The organism is Samsonia erythrinae (genome assembly GCF_004342665.1).
GTDB classification, from domain to species: Bacteria; Pseudomonadota; Gammaproteobacteria; order Enterobacterales; family Enterobacteriaceae; genus Samsonia; species Samsonia erythrinae.
The window spans coordinates 513,236-533,161 of the sequence record NZ_SMBY01000001.1; the positions used below are offsets into that span (position 1 = coordinate 513,236).

The window sequence follows — 19,926 nt, forward strand, 5'->3', positions numbered from 1 at the left end:
GGAACTCCATGGCAGAGAAAATTTCAGTTAAGACCCCCGAAACGAACACGGATGAAATTGATTTAGGGCGTCTGTTGGGGACATTGCTAGATCATCGCTGGTTAATTATTGGCGTTACTGCATTATTCACGATTATCGGTATTCTTTATGCTACTTTCGCAACGCCGATCTATAAGGCTGACGCGTTAATTCAAGTTGAGCAAAGTTCAGGAAATTCTTTACTGAAAGATATTTCCAGTGTTTTGCCTGATGCCAAGCCAGAGTCAGCAGCAGAAATTGAGCTGATTAAGTCTCGTATGGTGCTTGGTAAAACCGTTAATGATTTGGCGCTGGATATTTCTGTTCAGCAGAAATATTTTCCGGTTTTCGGTAAAGGGTTTGCTCGTTTATCTGAAGAAGAACCGGGAAAGATCGCGGTATCAAGACTTGAAGTTCCTCCATCCTGGCAGGATGAGACCATTGAATTACGCATTATTGATAGTCAGAACTATTCGATAGAGGCGGCTGATGCTGTCAAGTTTGATGGAAAAGTCGGACAAATTGAGAAGCACAATGGCTTATCTATATTGGTTAGTGACATCAAAGCAGAAGAGGGCACCGTTTTTCGTCTGACAAAGCTTAATACAATTACAGCTATCAATAATATATTGGAGGATCTGACGGTTGCAGACAAAGGTAAAGATACCGGCGTGCTGTCGCTTAGCTATGAAGGCGAGGATCCAGAGTTAACTAATAAGATCTTGAATAGCATCGGTCAGAATTATTTACAGCAAAATGTTGAGCGTAAATCGGAAGAAGCAGGTAAAAGCCTGGAATTCTTAAAAGAACAGCTTCCGAATGTGCGTTTAACGCTGGATGACGCTGATAACAAATTAAACAGCTATCGCCAGAAAAATGAATCTGTTGATTTGTCACTAGAAGCCAAAGCGGTTCTGGATACGATGGTTTCGGTTGAATCTCAATTAAATGAATTAACATTTAAAGAAGCTGAGATTTCAAAACTTTATACCAAAGAACATCCCGCTTATCGTGCTCTGATGGAGAAACGAAAAACGCTGGAAGAAGAGCGCGATAAAATTAACAAGCGTGTAAGCGTTATGCCCAAGACCCAACAGGAAATTTTGCGCTTAACGCGCGATGTGAATGTAGGGCAGGAAGTTTACATGCAATTGCTGAACAAACAGCAAGAGCTCAGTATTAATAAAGCCAGTACGGTAGGGAATGTTCGCATTATTGATGCCGCGGCGCTGCAGCTAAAACCCGTTAAACCGAAAAAAATGCTTGTCGTTCTATTGGCAATGATTGTCGGCGGAATGATTTCTGTTGCATTTGTGGTGATTAAAGCAATATTGCATAAAGGCATTGAAAGCCCAGAGCAATTGGAAGAGTTAGGCATTAACGTGTACGCCAGCGTACCGCTATCAGAATGGCAACAGAAGAAAGATCGTGCTCTGATTGGGAAGAAAACGAATACGCGCTCGACAGAACTATTGGCTGTGGGGAACCCTGCCGATCTGGCGATCGAAGCAATCAGAAGCTTACGCACCAGCCTGCATTTCGCCATGATGGAAGCGAAAAACAATGTACTGATGATTTCCGGCGCCAGTCCAGCAATTGGTAAAACTTTTGTGAGTGCTAACCTGGGAGCCGTGGTCGCGCAGTCAGGGCAGCGAGTACTGATTGTTGACTGTGATATGCGTAAAGGTTATGCACATGAACTGATGGGATGTCAGGGAACGGATGGGCTTTCCGATATTTTGTCGGGGCAAATCGCTATTGAAAAAAGCATCCGTAAAACTGCGGTTGGGAATATGGAATTTATTCCCCGTGGACAAATTCCACCTAATCCGTCTGAATTGTTAATGCACAGTCGTTTTGCTGAATTTATCAAATGGGCGGGCGATCATTACGATCTGGTGTTGTTGGATACTCCGCCAATTTTGGCCGTGACTGATGCGGCGATTATTAGTCGTCATGCGGGGACTTCGTTATTGGTTGCTCGTTTTGAAGTCAATACGCTCAAAGAAGTTGAAGTCAGTATCCGTCGTTTTGAGCAGAATGGTACGGAAATTAAAGGCGTGATTCTGAATGCGATTGTGAAACGAGCGGCGAGTTATTACGGGTATGGAAATTATAATTATTATGCCTATGAATATAAGTCGGAAAAAAATGGTTAAGATTTTTATTTTAATGTGAAATCTATTTTAGTGAAACCGGATTAAAAGTCCGGTTTGTTTTGAATATTTCTCGATGATATTTATCAAAAATTTATTTTTAATTGGAGTTAGCCGTGAAAGGTATAATCCTCGCTGGTGGTTCAGGGACGCGACTTTATCCCATTACATTAGGTGTTTCCAAGCAATTACTGCCCATTTATGACAAACCAATGATCTATTATCCACTGTCTGTCCTTATGCTGGCTGGAATTCGGGATATTTTAATTATTACTACACCAGAAGATCTGGGCGCTTTTCAACGATTATTGGGTGACGGTGAAACTTTTGGTATTAACCTTTCTTACGCTATCCAACCAAAACCAGACGGATTAGCACAAGCTTTTATTATTGGGGAGGAATTTTTAGCTGGCGATGGTTGTAGTTTGATGTTAGGGGATAATATATTTTTTGGTCAAGGTTTTAGCCCGGTATTAAAACGGGTTGCGAATAATAATACAGGTGCAACTGTATTTGGTTATCAAGTAATGGATCCAGAAAGATTTGGCGTTGTTGAATTTGACGAAAATAAAAAAGTTATATCCATAGAAGAGAAACCTAAAAAAGCCAAATCAAATTGGGCTGTCACAGGGTTGTATTTCTATGATAATCAAGTTGTTGATTTTGCCAAAAAGATAACCCCGTCGGAAAGGGGAGAGCTAGAAATCACAACGCTTAATGAAATGTATCTTGAGCGCGATCAATTATCGATTGAATTTTTGGGGCGTGGTTTTGCCTGGCTAGATACAGGCACGCATGATAGCTTAATTGAAGCCTCTACTTTTGTTGAAACTGTAGAGAAGAGGCAAGGGATGAAAATTGCCTGTTTGGAAGAAATTGCCTGGCGTAATGGTTGGTTGGCAGATAAACAATTAATAGATGCAGCTAACAGGTTGATTAAGAATCAATATGGCCAGTACTTAGAGAGATTAGTTAAAGAATCATGAGGCGGACTTAATGAAAGTAAAACTTATACAATTGCAAACTCATGGTGATGAGCGTGGGGCATTAGTTGCACTAGAACAGGGTAAAAATATCCCATTTGAAATTAAGCGTGTGTATTATTTGTTTAAAACTAAGGATGGTGTGCGAAGAGGGTTCCATGCCCATAAGACCTTAAAACAGGTTGCTATCTCTGTCCGTGGTTCATGCCGATTTTTATTAGATGATGGTCAAGAAAAAATTGAGGTAGTACTCGATAACCCTGCTCAAGGCATTGTTATCGAACCTCATTTTTGGCATGAGATGTATGACTTTTCTGAAGACTGTGTTCTGATGGTACTCGCTGATCAATCTTATGATGAAACAGACTACATTCGTGACTATGATGTTTTTCTGGATAGGGTAAAATCTAATGCTCATTCATCCATTAAGTGATGTTCAATCTAATAATATTGGAAATGGAACTCGAATATGGCAGTTTTCTGTAATATTGCGAGGTGCAGTAATCGGCCAGAATTGTAATATATGTGCCCATACATTAATAGAGAATGATGTCACTATTGGAGATAATGTTACGGTAAAGTCTGGTGTCTACATATGGGATGGTATTTCCATTGAAGATAATGTTTTTATTGGACCTTGCGTTGCATTTACCAATGATAAAAATCCCCGATCAAAAATTTACCCCGAAAGTTTTTTAAGAACAATCATTAAGGAAAATGCTTCTATTGGAGCTAATGCAACGATACTTCCTGGTGTCACAATTGGTGAAAATAGTATGGTTGGTGCAGGGGCTGTTGTAACCAAAGATGTTCCCGAAAATTCTGTTGTTGTCGGTAACCCTGCTCGAGTTATTAGATATATTGGAAATAAAAAATGATTAATTTTCTCGATCTTAAAGAAGTTAATGCGAATTATAAAAATGAATTGAATGCTGCCTTTTCAAGAGTATTGGATTCTGGTTGGTATATCTGTGGGCATGAGCTGTCTGCTTTTGAGAGTGAGTTCGCTCGTTATTGTGAGACAAAATATTCAATAGGAGTTGCTAATGGATTAGATGCTCTTGTTTTAACGTTAAGAGCATGGAAAGAGTTGGGGAAATTAAATGATGGTGATGAAGTTATTGTGCAGGCAAACACTTATATTGCATCTGTTTTAGCCATTACTGAAAATTCGTTAACACCAGTATTAGTTGAACCTAATCCTCTCACTTATAATTTATCTCCTGAGTCTATAAAAGCAGCAATTACACCTAGGACTAAAGTTATTTTACCTGTACATCTCTATGGTCAAATAAGTCCTATGGATGAAATAATGGAGATTGCAGCAAAACATAAACTTCTTGTTCTTGAAGATTGCGCTCAGGCCCATGGTGCGGTGTTAAATAATAAAAAAGCAGGAGCGTGGGGTGATGCTGCAGGGTTTAGTTTTTATCCGGGGAAGAACCTTGGTGCATTAGGCGATGCCGGTGTTATTACAACCAATGATGATGAACTAAATGATGCATTAAAAGCGATAAGAAATTATGGTTCACATAAAAAATATGAAAATCTTTATCAAGGCGTAAATAGCAGGCTAGATGAACTTCAGGCGGCTTTTCTAGCGGTGAAATTAAAATATTTGGATGAAACGAATAATAGAAGAAAAAAAATAGCAGAAGCCTATTGTACTGGTATTAAAAATAATTTGATTTCATTACCTTCACTTCCTGCATCTGTAGATGAGCATGTATGGCACCTTTTTGTCGTTCAGTGTAAGAACAGAAACGTCCTGCAAAAATATCTCACAGATAGAGGAATCCAAACGTTAATCCATTATCCTAAGCCACCGCATCTTCAAAATGCTTATAAAGAATGGGGTTTTAGCGAAGGTGCTTTTTCTATCACTGAATCCATACATAAAAAAGTGTTAAGTTTACCAATGGGACCTACGTTATCAGACACAGAAGTAGAAAAAATAATTTCAGTGCTAAATGAGTATCAGGGATGAAAAAGCTACTCTCAGTAACCTTCTTTAGTGGACTACTGACATTAGCAAAAATGGGAAGTGGGTTTGTTATTGCTAAGATAGTTGCTATTTATACGGGCCCATCAGGAATGGCTATGTTAGGTCAAATTCAAAGCATAGTGACGAGTCTTAATGGTATTGTAAATGCCCCTGTTAGTAGTTGTATTGTACGTTATACTGCTGAATTTGAAAAAGAAGGTCTGGAAGCATGTACTCCTTGGTGGAAAGCTAGCTTATGGTGGCTAGCTATTATACTTTGCGTTTTAATGCCTGCTGGATTTTTATTAGCGCCAATCTTGTCCGAACTTTTGCTTGCCGATGCTGGCTATGCGTGGGTCATATGGGCGGCAACTGCAGTATTACCTATAGCGGCGCTTGGTACGTTGGTTAATTCAGTAATTAATGGACATCAACAATATCGCCGTTATATTGCACTAGGTGCGATATCAACTGCAATTTCATGTGTATTAATGATTACATTAATTATCAGTTTTGGTATAAAGGGGGCATTGCTAGCTGCGGCCATACAATCAGGGTTGATTGGACTAGTTTTGATCTTTAGCGTGTTGCATCTGCCTTGGGCTAAATTTCATTATTGGTGGGGTAAAACCGACAAAGACCATAAAAAGAAAATCGGTGGTTACATATTAATGGCAATCACTAGCGCCTTAACTGTGCCTATTGCATTGATTGGAGTAAGGACCATTCTGATTAGCAATGTAGGTTGGCAGGCGGCTGGACAGTGGCAGGCAGTTTGGAAGATTTCTGAGGTTTATCTTGGCGTTATCACTATTGCTTTAAGTACCTATTACCTGCCAAAATTATCAACCTTAAAAGGACTAGATGTTATTAGGAAAGAAATTAATCAGACCGCTCTGATCGTTCTGCCAATTGTTGCGTTGATGGCGCTATGTGTTTTTTTATTTAGGGATATAGCCATTAAAATTCTCTTTACTCAAGAATTTAGAGAAGCCAGAGATCTCTTCGCGATTCAACTTATTGGTGATGTAATTAAAATTGCGAGCTGGTTATATGCCTATCCTATGTTATCTCGTGGAGCGGCTAAATGGTTCGTTTCTACAGAAATCTTTTTTTCTCTAAGTTTAGTTGTTTTGAGCTGGTTTTTTATTCCATTATATTCTGCACAAGGGGCTAACATAGCTTATGCAGTGAATTATATTTTTTATTTTATTTTCGTTGTGAGTTTCATCGGGCGATATGCGCGTTAATTTTTAATTTTTTATCCATTGTTTTTATTATATTGATGGCCAGAGTAAATGAATAATCAGGAATTAATTTCAGTATGTGTTATTACGTATAATTCTGAATGTACCGTAAAGGAGACATTAGATAGTATATATAATCAAACATATGGTACAAAAAACATTGAGTTAATAATAAGTGACGATGCATCGAAAGATAATACTGTATTAGTTATAAATGAATGGTTGAAAGAGAAGACGGCATTTTTTTCTACTGTTCACTTTTATAATAATCCGGAAAACTTAGGGGTTCCCGGAAACTGTAATACAGCATGGAAAGCAGCTACCGCTGAATGGATAAAAACAATAGCTGGAGATGATATATTATTACCAAATTGTTTGGCTGAAAATTATGGTTTTTCTAAAACAGCAAAACCTGATGTAGGTGTTATATTCTCATACATGCAACCATTTTCTCTTTCAGAACAGGGAATGAAAGTTTTCAAAAAAACTCTGCCAACAAAGATTCAATCGGATATTTTAAAAGAATCCGCTCATAAACAAAATACGTATTTGCGTGTTTGTGATCTGGCGGTTGCTCCGACAAGTTTTATCCGAAAAAAGGCTTTAGAAGAAATTGGATATGCGGATAAAAGATTTCGGTTAATCGAAGATCTTCCATTATGGTATAAATTTACAAAAAATGGATGGCGGCTTTCTTTTTTGGACCAGAAGACGGTTTTATACAGAGTAAGTAATTCAATTATGTATTCTGATAAGCGACTGGTTAATGTCAATTTGATTCATGATTTGCTAAAAATCGATTATGAGCTATGTAAAGATGATGTAGTATATGGTGGGAGAATTTTACATGTTAGGAAACTGTTGTGGTTAAGATCAAGCCTATTGATTGCATTTTTATTTAATAATAAAGCGAATACAGTGTCTAACTTTTTTATTATGCTATCTAAATTTTTAAAACCATACGGACCTAGCCACTTTTTTTTGAAGCTTAGAGGAAAGTGAGTTATTATTTATAATAATTCGATTTTGATGGTGAGGATAAATGTGATATATTATTTTAGTTTTCTTTTCATTGTTTCATTTTATTTATTTTTGTCATATAAGTTTAAATCAACGACTTGTTTTTTTATTATTCCTGTTATAATAACTGCTGTTTTTTCAGCTGTTCGGTATGATGCGGGTAATGATTTCTTTACTTATTATGCGATGTTGAATGATCTTTATTACTATGGGAATTTAGAGTTTTTACCAAGAAATATTATTACTTATTCTAAAAGTATTAGTTACCCACAGTTTTTCTTTATTATCACTTCTTTTTTATATGTTTTTTGCATTGCATTTCTTTGCAAGAAAAATACAAAATATCCGGAGCTGGCTTTTTTAATTTTTATACTTTTCCCTTTGTCATATTTAACCTCTTTTGGATATGTGCGACAGTATTGTGCTATTGGATTTTTTAGCATTGCAGCCATTATGTTTCTAGAGAAAAGGTTTTTCTTTTTCATTCTATTTTATGCAATAGCTATTTTATTTCATTCTTCAGCATTTTTATTTTCTTTTGTTTTTTTATTATATAAATTTTTTTCAAAACGATTATATCCTTGGTATATTTATTTAATATTCATGGTTATTGCTTATCTGTCATCACAGATTGTTTTAAATTTTTCCTACCTGTTGGGAAGTTATTCTTCTTATCTTGATGAAGATAGAATGATCGAGGCAGGCAAAAAAATAGGTTATGTAAGTATTATTTTTTTTTGGTTTTTCTGGTTGGGAAGAAAAAATCTAATTACTGATAAAGCGAGATTTTTCTTTAATTTATATTATGTTTTTGTCTTGGTCTATATAATGCTGATGGGCTTTGGTGAGTATGTAGTAAGAATATCTTATTATCTATTTCCTGCAGCATATGTGACGGCTGCAAATGTAATCTTTGAAGATAAAAAGATAAAAATGCTTCAGGTTTCCTTTCTTTTATTGTCCGGGTTGTTTTTATTCTATACAACGTTGTATTTGGCAAAAAATAATCCAATAAGAGATTTTTTAACAAATTACTCTATCTATTTATTTAATTAAAACATCTTTTTCATAGGCGAAATTCATATAATGAATTTAAAATTTTTAGACGGAAGTAAATTATGAAAATAGAAGTGCTTATTTCTACTATGAATGAAGGGTTAAAAAATATAAATTTAGTTAATTACTGGGATTACTTGATTATTCATCAAGTGACAGATAATAAAAATGTAGAGTATCAACTTTTTTATGAGAGTGTTTTGGCTTCAACAAACGTAAGATATATCCAAATGGATGCGGTTGGTCTTTCTATTAGTCGCAATAAGGCATTAGAAAATTCAGTGGGAGATTTTTTATGGATCATGGATGATGATGTTATAATTCATGATGATGCTTTTAAAAGAATTTGTGAATTAATTGAGAAAAATTGTAATTATGATGTATTTGTATTGAATCATTCTGATGACGTAAATATAAAAAAAACAAATAAAAAATATAGAGAACACAATATGTTTTCGTCAGCAAGTATTTCTTCTATTGATATTTTAATGAATAGAAAACTTGTAGAGAGTGGTATCAGGTTCGATCGACGGTTTGGGCTTGGCACAACTCTTCCTTCTGGTGAAGAGTATATTTTTATAACAGATGCTTTGAAAAAAAATTTTTGTGTTCTACAAACCGATTTAGTCGTTTCATACCATCCTCCATTTTCATCTGGACTTGATTTTTTTTCATCGGAAAATAAAATTGCTGCAAAAGTAGAAATGTTTAAACGCATATTCGGCTTTAAAGGTCGTTTATTAGCAATTGCTTTTTTTATCAAAAAATTCCCTAAATATGCATTCAGTGGGAGTTTTAATAGAGTATTCAAAGTAGTGCTAAAGCGAGCGCTGTTCAGATATCCTTAAAAATATACATTATAAATTTAATGTTACCTTTGGAATAAATTATGTCTTTAGTTTCTATAATAATGCCAACGTACAATTCTGAGAGCACTCTTGAAGAAAGTATCAATTCTATTTTATTACAAACTTATAATAATTGGGAATTGATAGTAACTGATGACTGTTCAGATGATTCTACGCTGGAAATTTTAAAAAAATTTTCAGAAATAGATAACAGAATAAAGTTTTTTTTAAATGAAAAAAATATGGGGGCTGGTTTTTCGAGAAATAAATCCATAGAGGCTGCCAAGGGAGATTATATTGCTTTTTTAGATAGTGATGATCTTTGGCTTCCTGAAAAATTAGAAAAACAGATAAATTTTATGCGTAATAATAATTACGCTTTAACCTATACAGCGTATAAGAAAATTGATGAGCAAGGCAACGTAATAGGGCGTTTTATTCCGCCTATGGTAACAACTTATAATAAATTGCTCTATAGTAATGTTATCGGTTGTTTGACTGCTATCTATGATGTCAGAATTTTAGGTAAATGTTTTATGCCTCTAATACGAAAGAGGCAAGATATGGCCTTGTGGCTTAGTATTTTGAAGTCTTATCCTGCTGCATACTGCCTGCAGGAAGAATTAGCATTGTATCGGATGAGTAAAAATAGTATATCTTCTAATAAATTCAAGATCCTTAAACACCAATGGATTTTCTATAGACGTGTTCTTGGGTTTAGCCGGATTAAATCTGTTTATTATTTCTCTGTGTATGCTCAGAAAGGTTTGATTAAGTTTTTAAATTGAAAGCTAATCTTTTATTTCTTTTGCTTTAACTGCGCTAAATCTTTTTTTATTAAATATTTTAATCGTTAAGTAGGATGATGATTTTTTAGATTCAGCTTTATTATTTGGTAAATGTAACAATTTTTCGGGTTTAAATATATGAAAATAGCAATTGCTGGTACAGGATATGTTGGGCTATCTAACGCTATGTTGTTGGCACAACATAATGATGTTATTGCTTTGGATATTCTTGAAGAGAAAGTAAATCTATTAAATGAAAAAATATCTCCTATTGAGGATAAAGACATTGACTTTTTCTTAAAAAACAAAAGTCTCAATTTTTCTGCAACAACTGATAAGTATACAGCTTATCAAAATGCTGATTTTATTATTATAGCCACGCCAACTGATTATGATCCAAAGAGAAACTATTTCAATACTGAATCAGTAGAAATGGTTATTAGAGATGTGTTGGAAATTAATCCAAAAGCTACAATGATAATAAAATCGACAGTGCCGGTTGGATATACAAAAAAGATCCGTGAATTTTTTTCAAGCGATAATATTATATTCTCACCTGAGTTTTTGAGGGAGGGTAAAGCTTTATATGATAATTTGTACCCATCTCGCATTGTTATTGGTGAGCAGTCAGAGCGTGCTGAAATTTTTGCATCGTTATTAATTGAAGGAGCGAATAAGAAAGATATTAAAGTCTTATATACTAATTCTACCGAAGCAGAGGCAATTAAATTATTCGCTAATACCTATCTTGCAATGCGTGTTGCTTATTTCAATGAATTAGATACATATGCACAAACTCATAACCTGGACACCAGGCAGATTATTGAGGGTATTGGTTTAGATCCTCGAATTGGGAGCCACTACAATAATCCCTCTTTTGGCTACGGAGGATATTGTCTACCGAAAGATACAAAGCAACTGTTAGCTAATTATGAAAGTGTTCCTAATAACATTATACATGCTATTGTAGAAGCAAATAGAACACGTAAAGATTTTATTGCAGACTCGATTATTAAACTATCTCCTAATGTTGTAGGAGTGTATCGCTTGGTAATGAAAGCCGGTTCAGATAATTTTCGGACTTCTGCTATTCAGGGGGTTATGAAAAGAATTAAGGCTAAGGGAATTGAAGTTGTTATTTATGAACCTAAGCTTGAAAATGACAGTTTCTTCAATTCACGTGTGATACGGGACTTTTCTGAATTTAAAAAAATATCTGATGTGATTTTGTCTAACCGAAATTCAAAAGAGTTACGCGATGTTTCTGGTAAAGTTTATACACGTGATATATTTGGAGAGGATTGATATTTTTTAATCGTTGATTTTTAATCATAACCGCTTTTATTTTATGGGGTAAGTATGGCTATTCTGGTTACTGGCGGAGCGGGTTATATTGGCTCACATACTGTGTTGACTTTATTGAACAGTGGTAAGGAAGTCGTTGTTATTGATAGTTTTTTCAATTCATCTCCTGAAGCACTTAAGCGTGTAGAAGGCATTACAAAAAAAAATATCATTTTTTATAAAGGTGATGTTTGTGATAAATGCTTGCTCACTAAAATATTTTCAGAGAATAAAATAGACTCCGTAATCCATTTTGCTGGGTTAAAGTCAGTGAGTGAATCTGTAAAATTCCCTCTTAAATATTATAATAATAATTTAATTGGTATGCTTTCTCTTTTAGACGAAATGGTTAAGCATAATGTAAAATCCTTAATTTTTAGTTCTTCAGCAACGGTTTATGGCGAACCAGAAAATATTCCGTTGAATGAGAATTGTAAAGTTGGAGGAACAAGCAATCCATACGGTACTTCTAAATACGTCTCTGAGTTAATTTTGAGAGATCTTTGCCTGTCCGATGATGATTTTTCTGTAATCGCTTTACGTTATTTTAATCCTGTTGGTGCTCATTCATCAGGTTTGCTTGGCGAAGATCCTAGAGATGTCCCAAATAATCTTGTTCCTTATATTTCACAGGTGGCTGTTGGAAAATTACCAGAGTTGCTAGTTTATGGTGGAAACTATCCAACAATTGATGGAACTGGTGTAAGGGATTATATCCATGTGATGGATTTGGCTGAAGGGCACTTGCAAGCATTAGGAATCAGCGATAGAGTTAAAGGTTTGAAAACCTATAATTTAGGAACAGGTAAAGGATATTCAGTTCTGGAGATAATTAGGGCCTTTGAAAAGGCCTCTGAGAGGAAGATACCATATAGGATTATATCTCGTCGTGATGGTGATGTTGCAGAATGTTGGTCTGATCCTTCGCTTGCACACATTGAATTGAATTGGCGAGCTGTACGCGGATTAGAAGAAATGATGAATGACACATGGAGATGGCAAAAAAATAATCCTAATGGATATTCTGGTTGACCTATGCGGCTTTTTGCGTAAGCTACTCAGCTGGTTTCTTTTGTGTAGCAAATAATGATTCTAAATTAGTTGGACTTTTTTATTGTAGATTGATATCGTAGTATTATTTTTAATCGAAGATTTTTTTCAAGTTATTATCAAGGATTTTAATTATTATTGTGGAAATAAAAATATATTGCATGGAAAAGAGCAAATAGACCTTACTGCCTCAGCAACCTGATGTTATGAAAGCCTCTTCTGGATATGGGATTGCAAGGAGATTTTAGCAAAATTCACTCATATTTTGATGAATGTAAGAATGCTATCATAATTTCGCACTTTAATATTTCGAGAGCATATATGGACGAGACGTTTTCTATTATAATGCCTGCATATAATGCAGGGTTAACATTAGATAATAGTGTTCAGTCTGTTTTAAAACAATCTTTTGGCAATTTTAGGTTATATATAGTTGATGATTGCTCAACTGATAATACCAAAGATATTATCAGCAGTTATTTTGATTCTAGAATTATCTGTATGAAAACGGAGAGAAATTCAGGTGTTGCTGAAGCCAGGAACAAAGCTATTGAAATTGCCCATGGAAAGTATATTGCATTTATAGATAGCGATGATATTTGGCGAGATGATAAGTTAGAGAAACAGTATTGCTATTTTAATAAAAATTATGATGTCGTATGCTCAAATTATGAAACATTCTTTTCTTCTGTTGATCTTGGTCTCGGCGTTAGTAGAGTCTCCCCTGAAAAAATCACTTATAAAGATATGCTGAAAAGTAATTTTATTGGTAACCTGACGGGGGCTTATAATGCTGAGAAATTAGGGAAGTTCTATCAAAAGAAAATAGGTCATGAGGATTATGTCATGTGGCTTAATATCATGCAAAAAGCTCAGTTTGCCTATTGTATACAAGAAAATTTAGCATACTATCGCGTATCGCCGACGTCTTTGTCTGGTAATAAATTTAGGTCTATGCTTTGGCAATGGAATGTTTATCGTAATGAAATTAATCTTTCCTTGATAGCGTCATGCTATTTCTTTTTATGTTATGTTTTTTATGCGTTACAGAAAAGAAAAAATTAAAGGTAAATATATGAATAAATCGATAGCTATTATAGGTGGTTCTGGTTTCATTGGTACGGTTTTAGCCAGAAGATTAAAGAAAGAAAATCTTAGTTTCAAAATATTAGATAAAAACAAATCACAAGAATTCCCAAGTCACTGGGAATATTGTGATGTGACTAAAATTGATACTTTGATACCTGTTTTAAAAGATGTTCATACGATCATTAATCTTGCAGCTGAACATAAAGATAATGTAAATCCCATCAGTCTTTACTACGATGTGAATGTTGATGGAGCAAGGAATGTTTGTGATGCGGCAAAAGTAAATGCCATAAAAAATATTATTTTTACATCATCTGTTGCAGTCTATGGATTCGTAGAAAAAGAAACTGGGGAAGGTGGAGAGTATCATCCATTTAATCACTATGGTAAATCAAAATTAGAAGCGGAACATGTATATGATGCATGGTGTGCTGATGATTCAACAAATAAATTAGTGACAATTAGGCCAACTGTCGTATTTGGAGAAAACAATCGTGGGAATGTGTACAACCTATTCCGACAAATTGCATCTGGTAAATTCTTGATGATTGGTTCGGGTAATAATCAAAAATCGATGGCATACGTCGAAAATATTGCTGCTTTCATTCATTACGTAGTTGGCTTGTCTAACGGTAAATATGTATTTAATTATATTGATAAACCCGACTTTACGATGAATGAGTTGACAGGAATAATAACAAAGGCATTAGGAAGAAAGGAAAGCAATATTAGAGTCCCCTATGCGATTGGTTTGCTTGGTGGTTACTGTTTTGACGTATTAAGTAAGATTACGGGAAAAGAGTTTCCTATTAGTAGTGTTCGTATTAAGAAATTTTGTGCCAGAACACAATTCAAATCTGATTTTATTAGCGATTTTGATTTTGTTGCGCCGGTTCCTTTGTCTGAAGGTATTGCCAGAACTGTTAGAAACGAATTTTCTAATTAGTTTACTAAATCAGATTATCCTATAATACCTGCCTTGATCGCGAAGGCAGGTTATTTTTTAAATAATCGTATTGATTTTTTTCAACCAGTTTGATTGGGGAATGTCCAGTTCATTAATTTTCAAACAGTTTAATGCTGAATATTTCGGGCGCTTTGCCGGTGTAGGGTATTCCCTGGTTTTTATTGCTGTTAATATAGGTATCGGCGAGATAGCATTCTTCTTTCTTATAGTTTTAAAAATCACTTCAGCAAATTCATACCAGCTTACCTCCTTATCCCCACAGTAGTGATAAATTCCACCTTCTGCGTTTTCCTTAAGAAGAGAAATAATCGCCAGTGCTAAATCGCCAGCATAAGTCGGGCAGCCGCGCTGGTCGTTAACAATGCTTAATGTATCCCGTTCTTTGGCGAGTCGGAGCATCGTTTTAACGAAATTATTACCGTATTCGCTAAATACCCAGGCGGTACGCACAATGATTGCTTCCGGGGAGGCTTGTGTTACGGCTTGCTCGCCTGCAAGCTTGGTTTTTCCGTAAACGCTTAGGGGGTTTGTAGGGCTATTTTCGTTGTAAGGTTCTGTTGCCGTGCCATCGAAAACATAGTCGGTGGAAACATGAACTAATCGAATGCCGTGCTGGTTGGCGACGGTAGCTAAATTTTCTGGCCCTGTAACATTGATTTTCTCAGCGCGATCCGGTTCTGATTCCGCTTTGTCAACCGCGGTGTAGGCCGCGGCATTCACGATAACATCAGGTTTAAATTGCGTGACCGAACACATGATTTGGTTAATATCTGTAATATCAAGCTCACCAGAGCCGGTTGCCAGTATTTCCCATCCTACAGGAAGACGATCCTGGAAACAGCGCCCCAATTGGCCATTTGCGCCTGTCAGCAATATTTTCATTTTACCATTAGTTCCTTGAATAATTTTCCTGCCTTATCTTTCTCGGATAACAGTGGCGTTTGAATTGGCCATTTAATACCAATTTCCGGATCGTTCCATAATAAGCAGCCTTCATCGCTCGGGTCGTAATAATCCGTGCACTTGTACTCAAAATCGGCGATATCAGAAAGCACAACAAAACCATGTGCTAAGCCGGGTGGCAGCCAAAATTGAGTTTTATTTTCTTCCGATAGAATTACACCGCTCCATTCCCCGAATGTGGGTGAGTCCTGACGAATATCGACTGCGACATCAAAAACCTCGCCGCGTACAACACGAACCAGTTTCCCTTGTGGGGTGGTTTTCTGAAAGTGCAGACCTCGTAAGACGCCTTTACTGGAACGGGAATGGTTGTCCTGCACAAAGTCCAGGTTGATATTCAGCATGTCTTGATAACGTTTTTTCTCGTAGGTTTCTAGAAAGAATCCACGCGCGTCGCCAAATACTTTGGGCTGAATGATTTTTGCCCCATGAATTTTTGAATCAGTAATCTGCATCTTATTTTTCTGCAATTAATCGTGAGAGATAGTGTCCGTAAGGGGTTTTTGCCATCACAGCTGCTTCCTCGGCAACTTGCTGAGCTGTTATCCATCCTTTTTTAAAGGCAATTTCTTCCAGACAAGCAACCTTAAAGCCCTGACGTTTTTCTATGGTGTGAATAAACTGCGATGCCTCAATCAGGCTGTCGTGTGTACCCGTATCCAACCATGCAAAGCCGCGACCAAGTAATTCTACATTCAACGTACCTTGCTCAAGATACATTTGGTTTAAGGCGGTAATTTCCAATTCACCGCGAAGTGACGGTTTTACTTGTTTTGCCATCTCTAAGACGTTTTCGTCATAGAAGTAGAGTCCGGTTACCGCCCAGTTTGATTTCGGCTTCGCCGGCTTTTCTTCTATCGATAACGCTTTGAAGTCGCGATCGAATTCAACAACACCAAAGCGTTCGGCGTCGGTTACCTGATAGCCAAAAATCGTTGCACCTTTTTCTCTTGCCGCCACGGTTTCGAGTTTCTGGCCAAAGCTCTGGCCGAAATAGATATTATCACCGAGCACCAGTGCGCAACGTTCGCGATTGATAAATTCCTCACCAATAATGAAGGCTTGGGCAAGTCCATCAGGACTCGGCTGAATCGCATAGCTAAGCTCAATACCAAAGCGGCTGCCATCGCCCAAAAGGCGCTGAAATGCAGGCATATCCTCGGGGGTCGTAATGATCAATATTTCACGGATACCCGCGAGCATGAGAACCGAAATGGGGTAATAGACCATCGGTTTATCATAGATGGGGAGTAATTGTTTGGATGTTCCACGAGTAATTGGATAGAGCCGCGTACCCGTTCCGCCCGCAAGTACAATCCCTTTCATCTTTTTCTACCTTTTGTGTTTAAACGAGTATGACTTAATGTTATTCGTGCAGTATATCGCACGACACCCCAAATTGTCTGAGGCATCAGAAAAAACCACGACCGGAGATCGCTTTAGACCTGATTAGGTGTAATCTTAGTGTCATGCGTGGCGTTGTGGTATTACGCTACCAAATGAAAATGATACGCCGAATCAACATAATCAGATTGAAGAGAGTCAATCCATGACATCATTGAAAGCCATTATCCCTGTTGCGGGTTTAGGGATGAACTTGTTACCAGTGACCAAGGCCATTCCGAAGGAAATGCTGCCGCTGGTTGATCGCCCGGTGATTGAGAAGATCGTCAACGAGTGTGTCAATGCGGGGATTAAAGAGATCGTGTTGGTAACGCATGCGTCTAAAAATGCGATTGAAAACCACTTCGATACCTCGTTCGAGCTTGAATCGTTGCTTGAGGAGCGCGCTAAGCGCCAGCTGCTGGCCGAAGTTCAGTCTATTTGCCCGAAAGGCGTGACGATCATGAACGTGCGGCAGGGCGAAACCCTGGGGCTGGGGCATGCGATCTCCTGTGCCAAACCGATTGTCGGCGACAACCCCTTTGTCGTGGTATTACCGGACGTTGTTCTGGATGAAAACACGGCCGATCAGTCAAAAGATAATCTGGCGTTGTTGATCTCCCGCTTCGAAGAAACCGGGCGTAGTCAGGTATTGGTGAAACATCGTCCTTATGAGGTTCTGCCAGAATACTCCGTTGTGGAGACGGCAACCCAATTGACAAAAGCGGGTGATGCATCGGCCATTACCTCAATGATTGAGAAACCTGAGGCGCCTTCAGCCACAGGGTCCGATTTGTCTGCGGTAGGGCGTTATGTCTTGACGGCGGATGCCTGGCCGTTGCTGGAAAAAGCGGTACCCGGCGCGTGGGGGCGTATTCAGTTAACGGATGTGATTGCCGAGTTAATTCCTACCACGCAGGTTGATGCCGTACAGATGGCGGGCAAAAACTTTAACTGTGGGCGCAAACTGGGTTATGCGCAGGCCTTCGTCTCTTATGGATTGCGTAATCCAGAGTTCGGCGCCGAATTTAAAGAAAGCATTAAGGCGCTGCTTAAAAAGTAATACTGAGTATAACGAGTGATAAAACCGCAGATCGTTGAATCGATCTGCGGTTTTTTTTCCTGACCAGACGTTCCCATTGCGGGGATTTCCGCGATTAAACCAATCACTATTCACTCACGCAAAGCTGAGTTACCATGTCACCCTGTTTTTAATTGCCTGCAAGGGCGCAACATGCGCCGTTGCGGGTAGGTTATCCTTCAGACAGGAGTTGCTTTAATGTCCAAACAGCAAATTGGCGTTGTCGGTATGGCGGTGATGGGGCGCAATCTGGCGCTAAACATTGAGAGCCGTGGCTATAGCGTTTCCATCTTTAACCGTTCTTCCGATAAAACTGATGAAGTGATCGCGGAAAATCCGGGTAAGAAACTGGTGCCGAGTTACACCGTTGAAGAGTTTGTCGAATCCCTGGAAAAACCCCGCCGTATTCTGCTGATGGTGAAGGCCGGTGAAGCAACCGATAAAACGATTGAATCGCTCAAGCCTTATCTGGAAAAAGGCGATATTCTGATCGATGGCGGCAACACCTTCTATAAAGACACGATTCGCCGCAACCGTGAGCTGTCTGCTGAAGGGTTTAACTTCATCGGTACCGGCGTTTCCGGCGGTGAGGAAGGGGCGCTGAAAGGGCCTTCCATTATGCCGGGTGGTCAGAAAGAAGCTTACGAACTGGTCGCGCCGATTCTGGAAAAAATCGCCGCGCGCGCTGACGGTGAAGCCTGCGTGACCTATATTGGCGCCGACGGTGCTGGGCACTACGTCAAAATGGTGCACAACGGTATTGAATATGGCGATATGCAACTTATTGCCGAGGCTTACGCATTGCTTAAGCAAGCGTTGAACCTGAGCAACGAAGAGCTGGCTTCGACGTTCTCCGAGTGGAATAAAGGCGAGCTAAGTAGCTACCTGGTCGAAATCACGGCGGATATCTTCACGAAGAAAGATGAAGAGGGCAACTATCTGGTTGACGTGATCCTGGATGAAGCGGCCAATAAAGGCACGGGTAAATGGACCAGCCAAAGCTCTCTGGATCTGGGCGAACCGCTGTCGCTGATCACGGAGTCCGTTTTTGCCCGCTATCTTTCTTCGTTGAAAGATCAGCGCGTTGCGGCGTCCAAAGTACTGACTGGCCCGGCCGCTCAAACATACAGCGGAGATAAGGCTGAATTTGTTGAGAAAGTACGCCGTGCCCTGTATCTGGGCAAGATCGTGTCTTATGCTCAGGGCTTCTCACAGCTGAAAGCGGCATCCGATGAGAACAACTGGGATCTGAACTACGGTGAGATCGCCAAGATTTTCCGTGCCGGCTGCATCATTCGTGCACAGTTCCTGCAAAAAATCACCGATGCGTATGAGCAGAAAGCCGATATTGCTAACCTGCTGCTGGCGCCTTACTTTAAGAAAGTGGCGGATGAGTATCAGCAGGCGCTGCGTGACGTCGTCGCTTATGCCGTTCAGCAAGGTATTCCGACGCCAACATTCTCTGCGGCTATCGCTTATTACGATAGTTACCGTTCGGCAGTGTTGCCAGCTAACCTGATCCAGGCCCAGCGTGATTACTTCGGGGCGCATACCTACAAACGTACCGATAAAGACGGCGTATTCCACACCGAGTGGCTGGAATAAGTTCTATGCCGGAGTAGCAGGATTTGTTAATAAAACGCCAGATAAATGATTGTCTGGCGTTTTTTGTCTTAACGAACGAGGCCATCGTTATCATTCAGATAATGATGGCTTTTTTATGATAAACTGTAAGTTTAATTAAAAGAATATGCACTTTTAGTAAGAGCATGGCCTGTTTATTATTTCGGGATCTTGCTATTTTTAACAGTGTTGCAAAAATTGAGTTGTAGTTTTGCGTTCTGGTAATGCTTATCAGAGGTGGTTTCATCGCCATTTAACTGTAACTCATTACTGGGAGATCCCGGTAACAGCCGGTAACAAGGAGAAATGAGTCTATTTACCTTCAG

19 protein-coding genes are annotated in these 19,926 nt (G+C 38.3%); 16 read left to right on the forward strand and 3 right to left on the reverse strand.

Features of this window, described 5'->3' with window-relative positions; translation table 11 throughout:
• The first annotated feature begins 8 nt into the window (after positions 1 to 8).
• The 14 genes from wzc (at position 9) to EDC54_RS02385 (ending at position 14,529) form a co-directional block, all read left to right on the forward strand.
• Positions 9 to 2,177 (forward strand): tyrosine-protein kinase Wzc, encoded by a 2,169-nt coding sequence (gene wzc / locus EDC54_RS02320; RefSeq protein WP_132452833.1) that lies wholly within the window; start codon positions 9 to 11, stop codon positions 2,175 to 2,177.
• Between the two features lie 113 nt (positions 2,178 to 2,290).
• On the forward strand, positions 2,291 to 3,160 hold the full coding sequence (gene rfbA / locus EDC54_RS02325) for a glucose-1-phosphate thymidylyltransferase RfbA (protein ID WP_132452835.1): 870 nt from the start codon (positions 2,291 to 2,293) through the stop codon (positions 3,158 to 3,160).
• Positions 3,161 to 3,170: 10 nt separating this feature from the next.
• Entirely contained in the window at positions 3,171 to 3,590 is a 420-nt protein-coding gene (locus tag EDC54_RS02330) for a sugar 3,4-ketoisomerase (protein ID WP_132452837.1), read from the forward strand.
• Positions 3,568 to 4,035 (forward strand): acyltransferase, encoded by a 468-nt coding sequence (locus EDC54_RS02335; RefSeq protein WP_132452839.1) that lies wholly within the window; start codon positions 3,568 to 3,570, stop codon positions 4,033 to 4,035. Before EDC54_RS02330 ends, EDC54_RS02335 begins: the two co-directional genes overlap by 23 nt.
• The gene (locus tag EDC54_RS02340) at positions 4,032 to 5,144 is read left to right on the forward strand and encodes a DegT/DnrJ/EryC1/StrS family aminotransferase (RefSeq protein WP_132452841.1); all 1,113 of its coding nucleotides are present in this window, start codon (positions 4,032 to 4,034) and stop codon (positions 5,142 to 5,144) included. The genes EDC54_RS02335 and EDC54_RS02340 overlap by 4 nt, the downstream gene beginning before the upstream one ends.
• Complete coding sequence (locus EDC54_RS02345; RefSeq protein WP_132452843.1) at positions 5,141 to 6,391, forward strand: O-antigen translocase; 1,251 nt, start codon at positions 5,141 to 5,143, stop codon at positions 6,389 to 6,391. Before EDC54_RS02340 ends, EDC54_RS02345 begins: the two co-directional genes overlap by 4 nt.
• A gap of 48 nt (positions 6,392 to 6,439) precedes the next feature.
• Entirely contained in the window at positions 6,440 to 7,390 is a 951-nt protein-coding gene (locus EDC54_RS02350) for a glycosyltransferase family 2 protein (RefSeq protein ID WP_132452845.1), read from the forward strand.
• A gap of 42 nt (positions 7,391 to 7,432) precedes the next feature.
• Positions 7,433 to 8,464, forward strand: a complete 1,032-nt coding sequence (locus EDC54_RS02355) for an EpsG family protein (RefSeq protein WP_165904249.1) — start codon at positions 7,433 to 7,435, stop codon at positions 8,462 to 8,464.
• Positions 8,465 to 8,526: 62 nt separating this feature from the next.
• Positions 8,527 to 9,312: a glycosyltransferase family 2 protein gene (locus EDC54_RS02360; protein ID WP_132452848.1), complete on the forward strand. Its 786-nt coding sequence runs from the start codon at positions 8,527 to 8,529 to the stop codon at positions 9,310 to 9,312.
• Positions 9,313 to 9,353: 41 nt separating this feature from the next.
• Complete coding sequence (locus EDC54_RS02365; RefSeq protein WP_132452850.1) at positions 9,354 to 10,100, forward strand: glycosyltransferase family 2 protein; 747 nt, start codon at positions 9,354 to 9,356, stop codon at positions 10,098 to 10,100.
• A 138-nt stretch (positions 10,101 to 10,238) separates the two neighbouring features.
• Positions 10,239 to 11,405, forward strand: a complete 1,167-nt coding sequence (locus EDC54_RS02370) for a nucleotide sugar dehydrogenase (protein WP_132452852.1) — start codon at positions 10,239 to 10,241, stop codon at positions 11,403 to 11,405.
• 54 nt (positions 11,406 to 11,459) lie between these two features.
• On the forward strand, positions 11,460 to 12,476 hold the full coding sequence (gene galE / locus EDC54_RS02375; protein WP_132452854.1) for a UDP-glucose 4-epimerase GalE: 1,017 nt from the start codon (positions 11,460 to 11,462) through the stop codon (positions 12,474 to 12,476).
• A 339-nt stretch (positions 12,477 to 12,815) separates the two neighbouring features.
• Positions 12,816 to 13,559, forward strand: a complete 744-nt coding sequence (locus EDC54_RS02380) for a glycosyltransferase family 2 protein (RefSeq protein ID WP_230514448.1) — start codon at positions 12,816 to 12,818, stop codon at positions 13,557 to 13,559.
• Between the two features lie 10 nt (positions 13,560 to 13,569).
• The gene (locus EDC54_RS02385; RefSeq protein ID WP_132452856.1) at positions 13,570 to 14,529 is read left to right on the forward strand and encodes an NAD-dependent epimerase/dehydratase family protein; all 960 of its coding nucleotides are present in this window, start codon (positions 13,570 to 13,572) and stop codon (positions 14,527 to 14,529) included.
• Between the two features lie 57 nt (positions 14,530 to 14,586).
• On the opposite strand, the gene rfbD is transcribed toward EDC54_RS02385, so the two are convergent.
• The 3 genes from rfbD to rfbA (EDC54_RS02400) are packed head-to-tail and all read right to left on the reverse strand — an operon-like array spanning position 14,587 to position 16,839.
• The gene (gene rfbD, locus EDC54_RS02390) at positions 14,587 to 15,432 is read right to left on the reverse strand and encodes a dTDP-4-dehydrorhamnose reductase (RefSeq protein WP_132452858.1); all 846 of its coding nucleotides are present in this window, start codon (positions 15,430 to 15,432) and stop codon (positions 14,587 to 14,589) included.
• Positions 15,429 to 15,968 carry a dTDP-4-dehydrorhamnose 3,5-epimerase gene (rfbC, locus tag EDC54_RS02395; RefSeq protein ID WP_132452860.1) on the reverse strand — a complete coding sequence of 180 codons (540 nt, stop codon included), beginning with the start codon at positions 15,966 to 15,968 and terminating at the stop codon, positions 15,429 to 15,431. The genes rfbD and rfbC overlap by 4 nt, the downstream gene beginning before the upstream one ends.
• 1 nt (position 15,969) lies before the next feature.
• The gene (gene rfbA / locus EDC54_RS02400; RefSeq protein WP_132452862.1) at positions 15,970 to 16,839 is read right to left on the reverse strand and encodes a glucose-1-phosphate thymidylyltransferase RfbA; all 870 of its coding nucleotides are present in this window, start codon (positions 16,837 to 16,839) and stop codon (positions 15,970 to 15,972) included.
• Positions 16,840 to 17,062: 223 nt separating this feature from the next.
• Between rfbA (EDC54_RS02400) and EDC54_RS02405 the strand changes: the two genes are divergently transcribed.
• Positions 17,063 to 17,959 carry a sugar phosphate nucleotidyltransferase gene (locus tag EDC54_RS02405; RefSeq protein WP_132452864.1) on the forward strand — a complete coding sequence of 299 codons (897 nt, stop codon included), beginning with the start codon at positions 17,063 to 17,065 and terminating at the stop codon, positions 17,957 to 17,959.
• Positions 17,960 to 18,175: 216 nt separating this feature from the next.
• Positions 18,176 to 19,582: an NADP-dependent phosphogluconate dehydrogenase gene (gene gndA, locus EDC54_RS02410; RefSeq protein WP_132452866.1), complete on the forward strand. Its 1,407-nt coding sequence runs from the start codon at positions 18,176 to 18,178 to the stop codon at positions 19,580 to 19,582.
• The last annotated feature ends 344 nt before the right edge of the window (positions 19,583 to 19,926 follow it).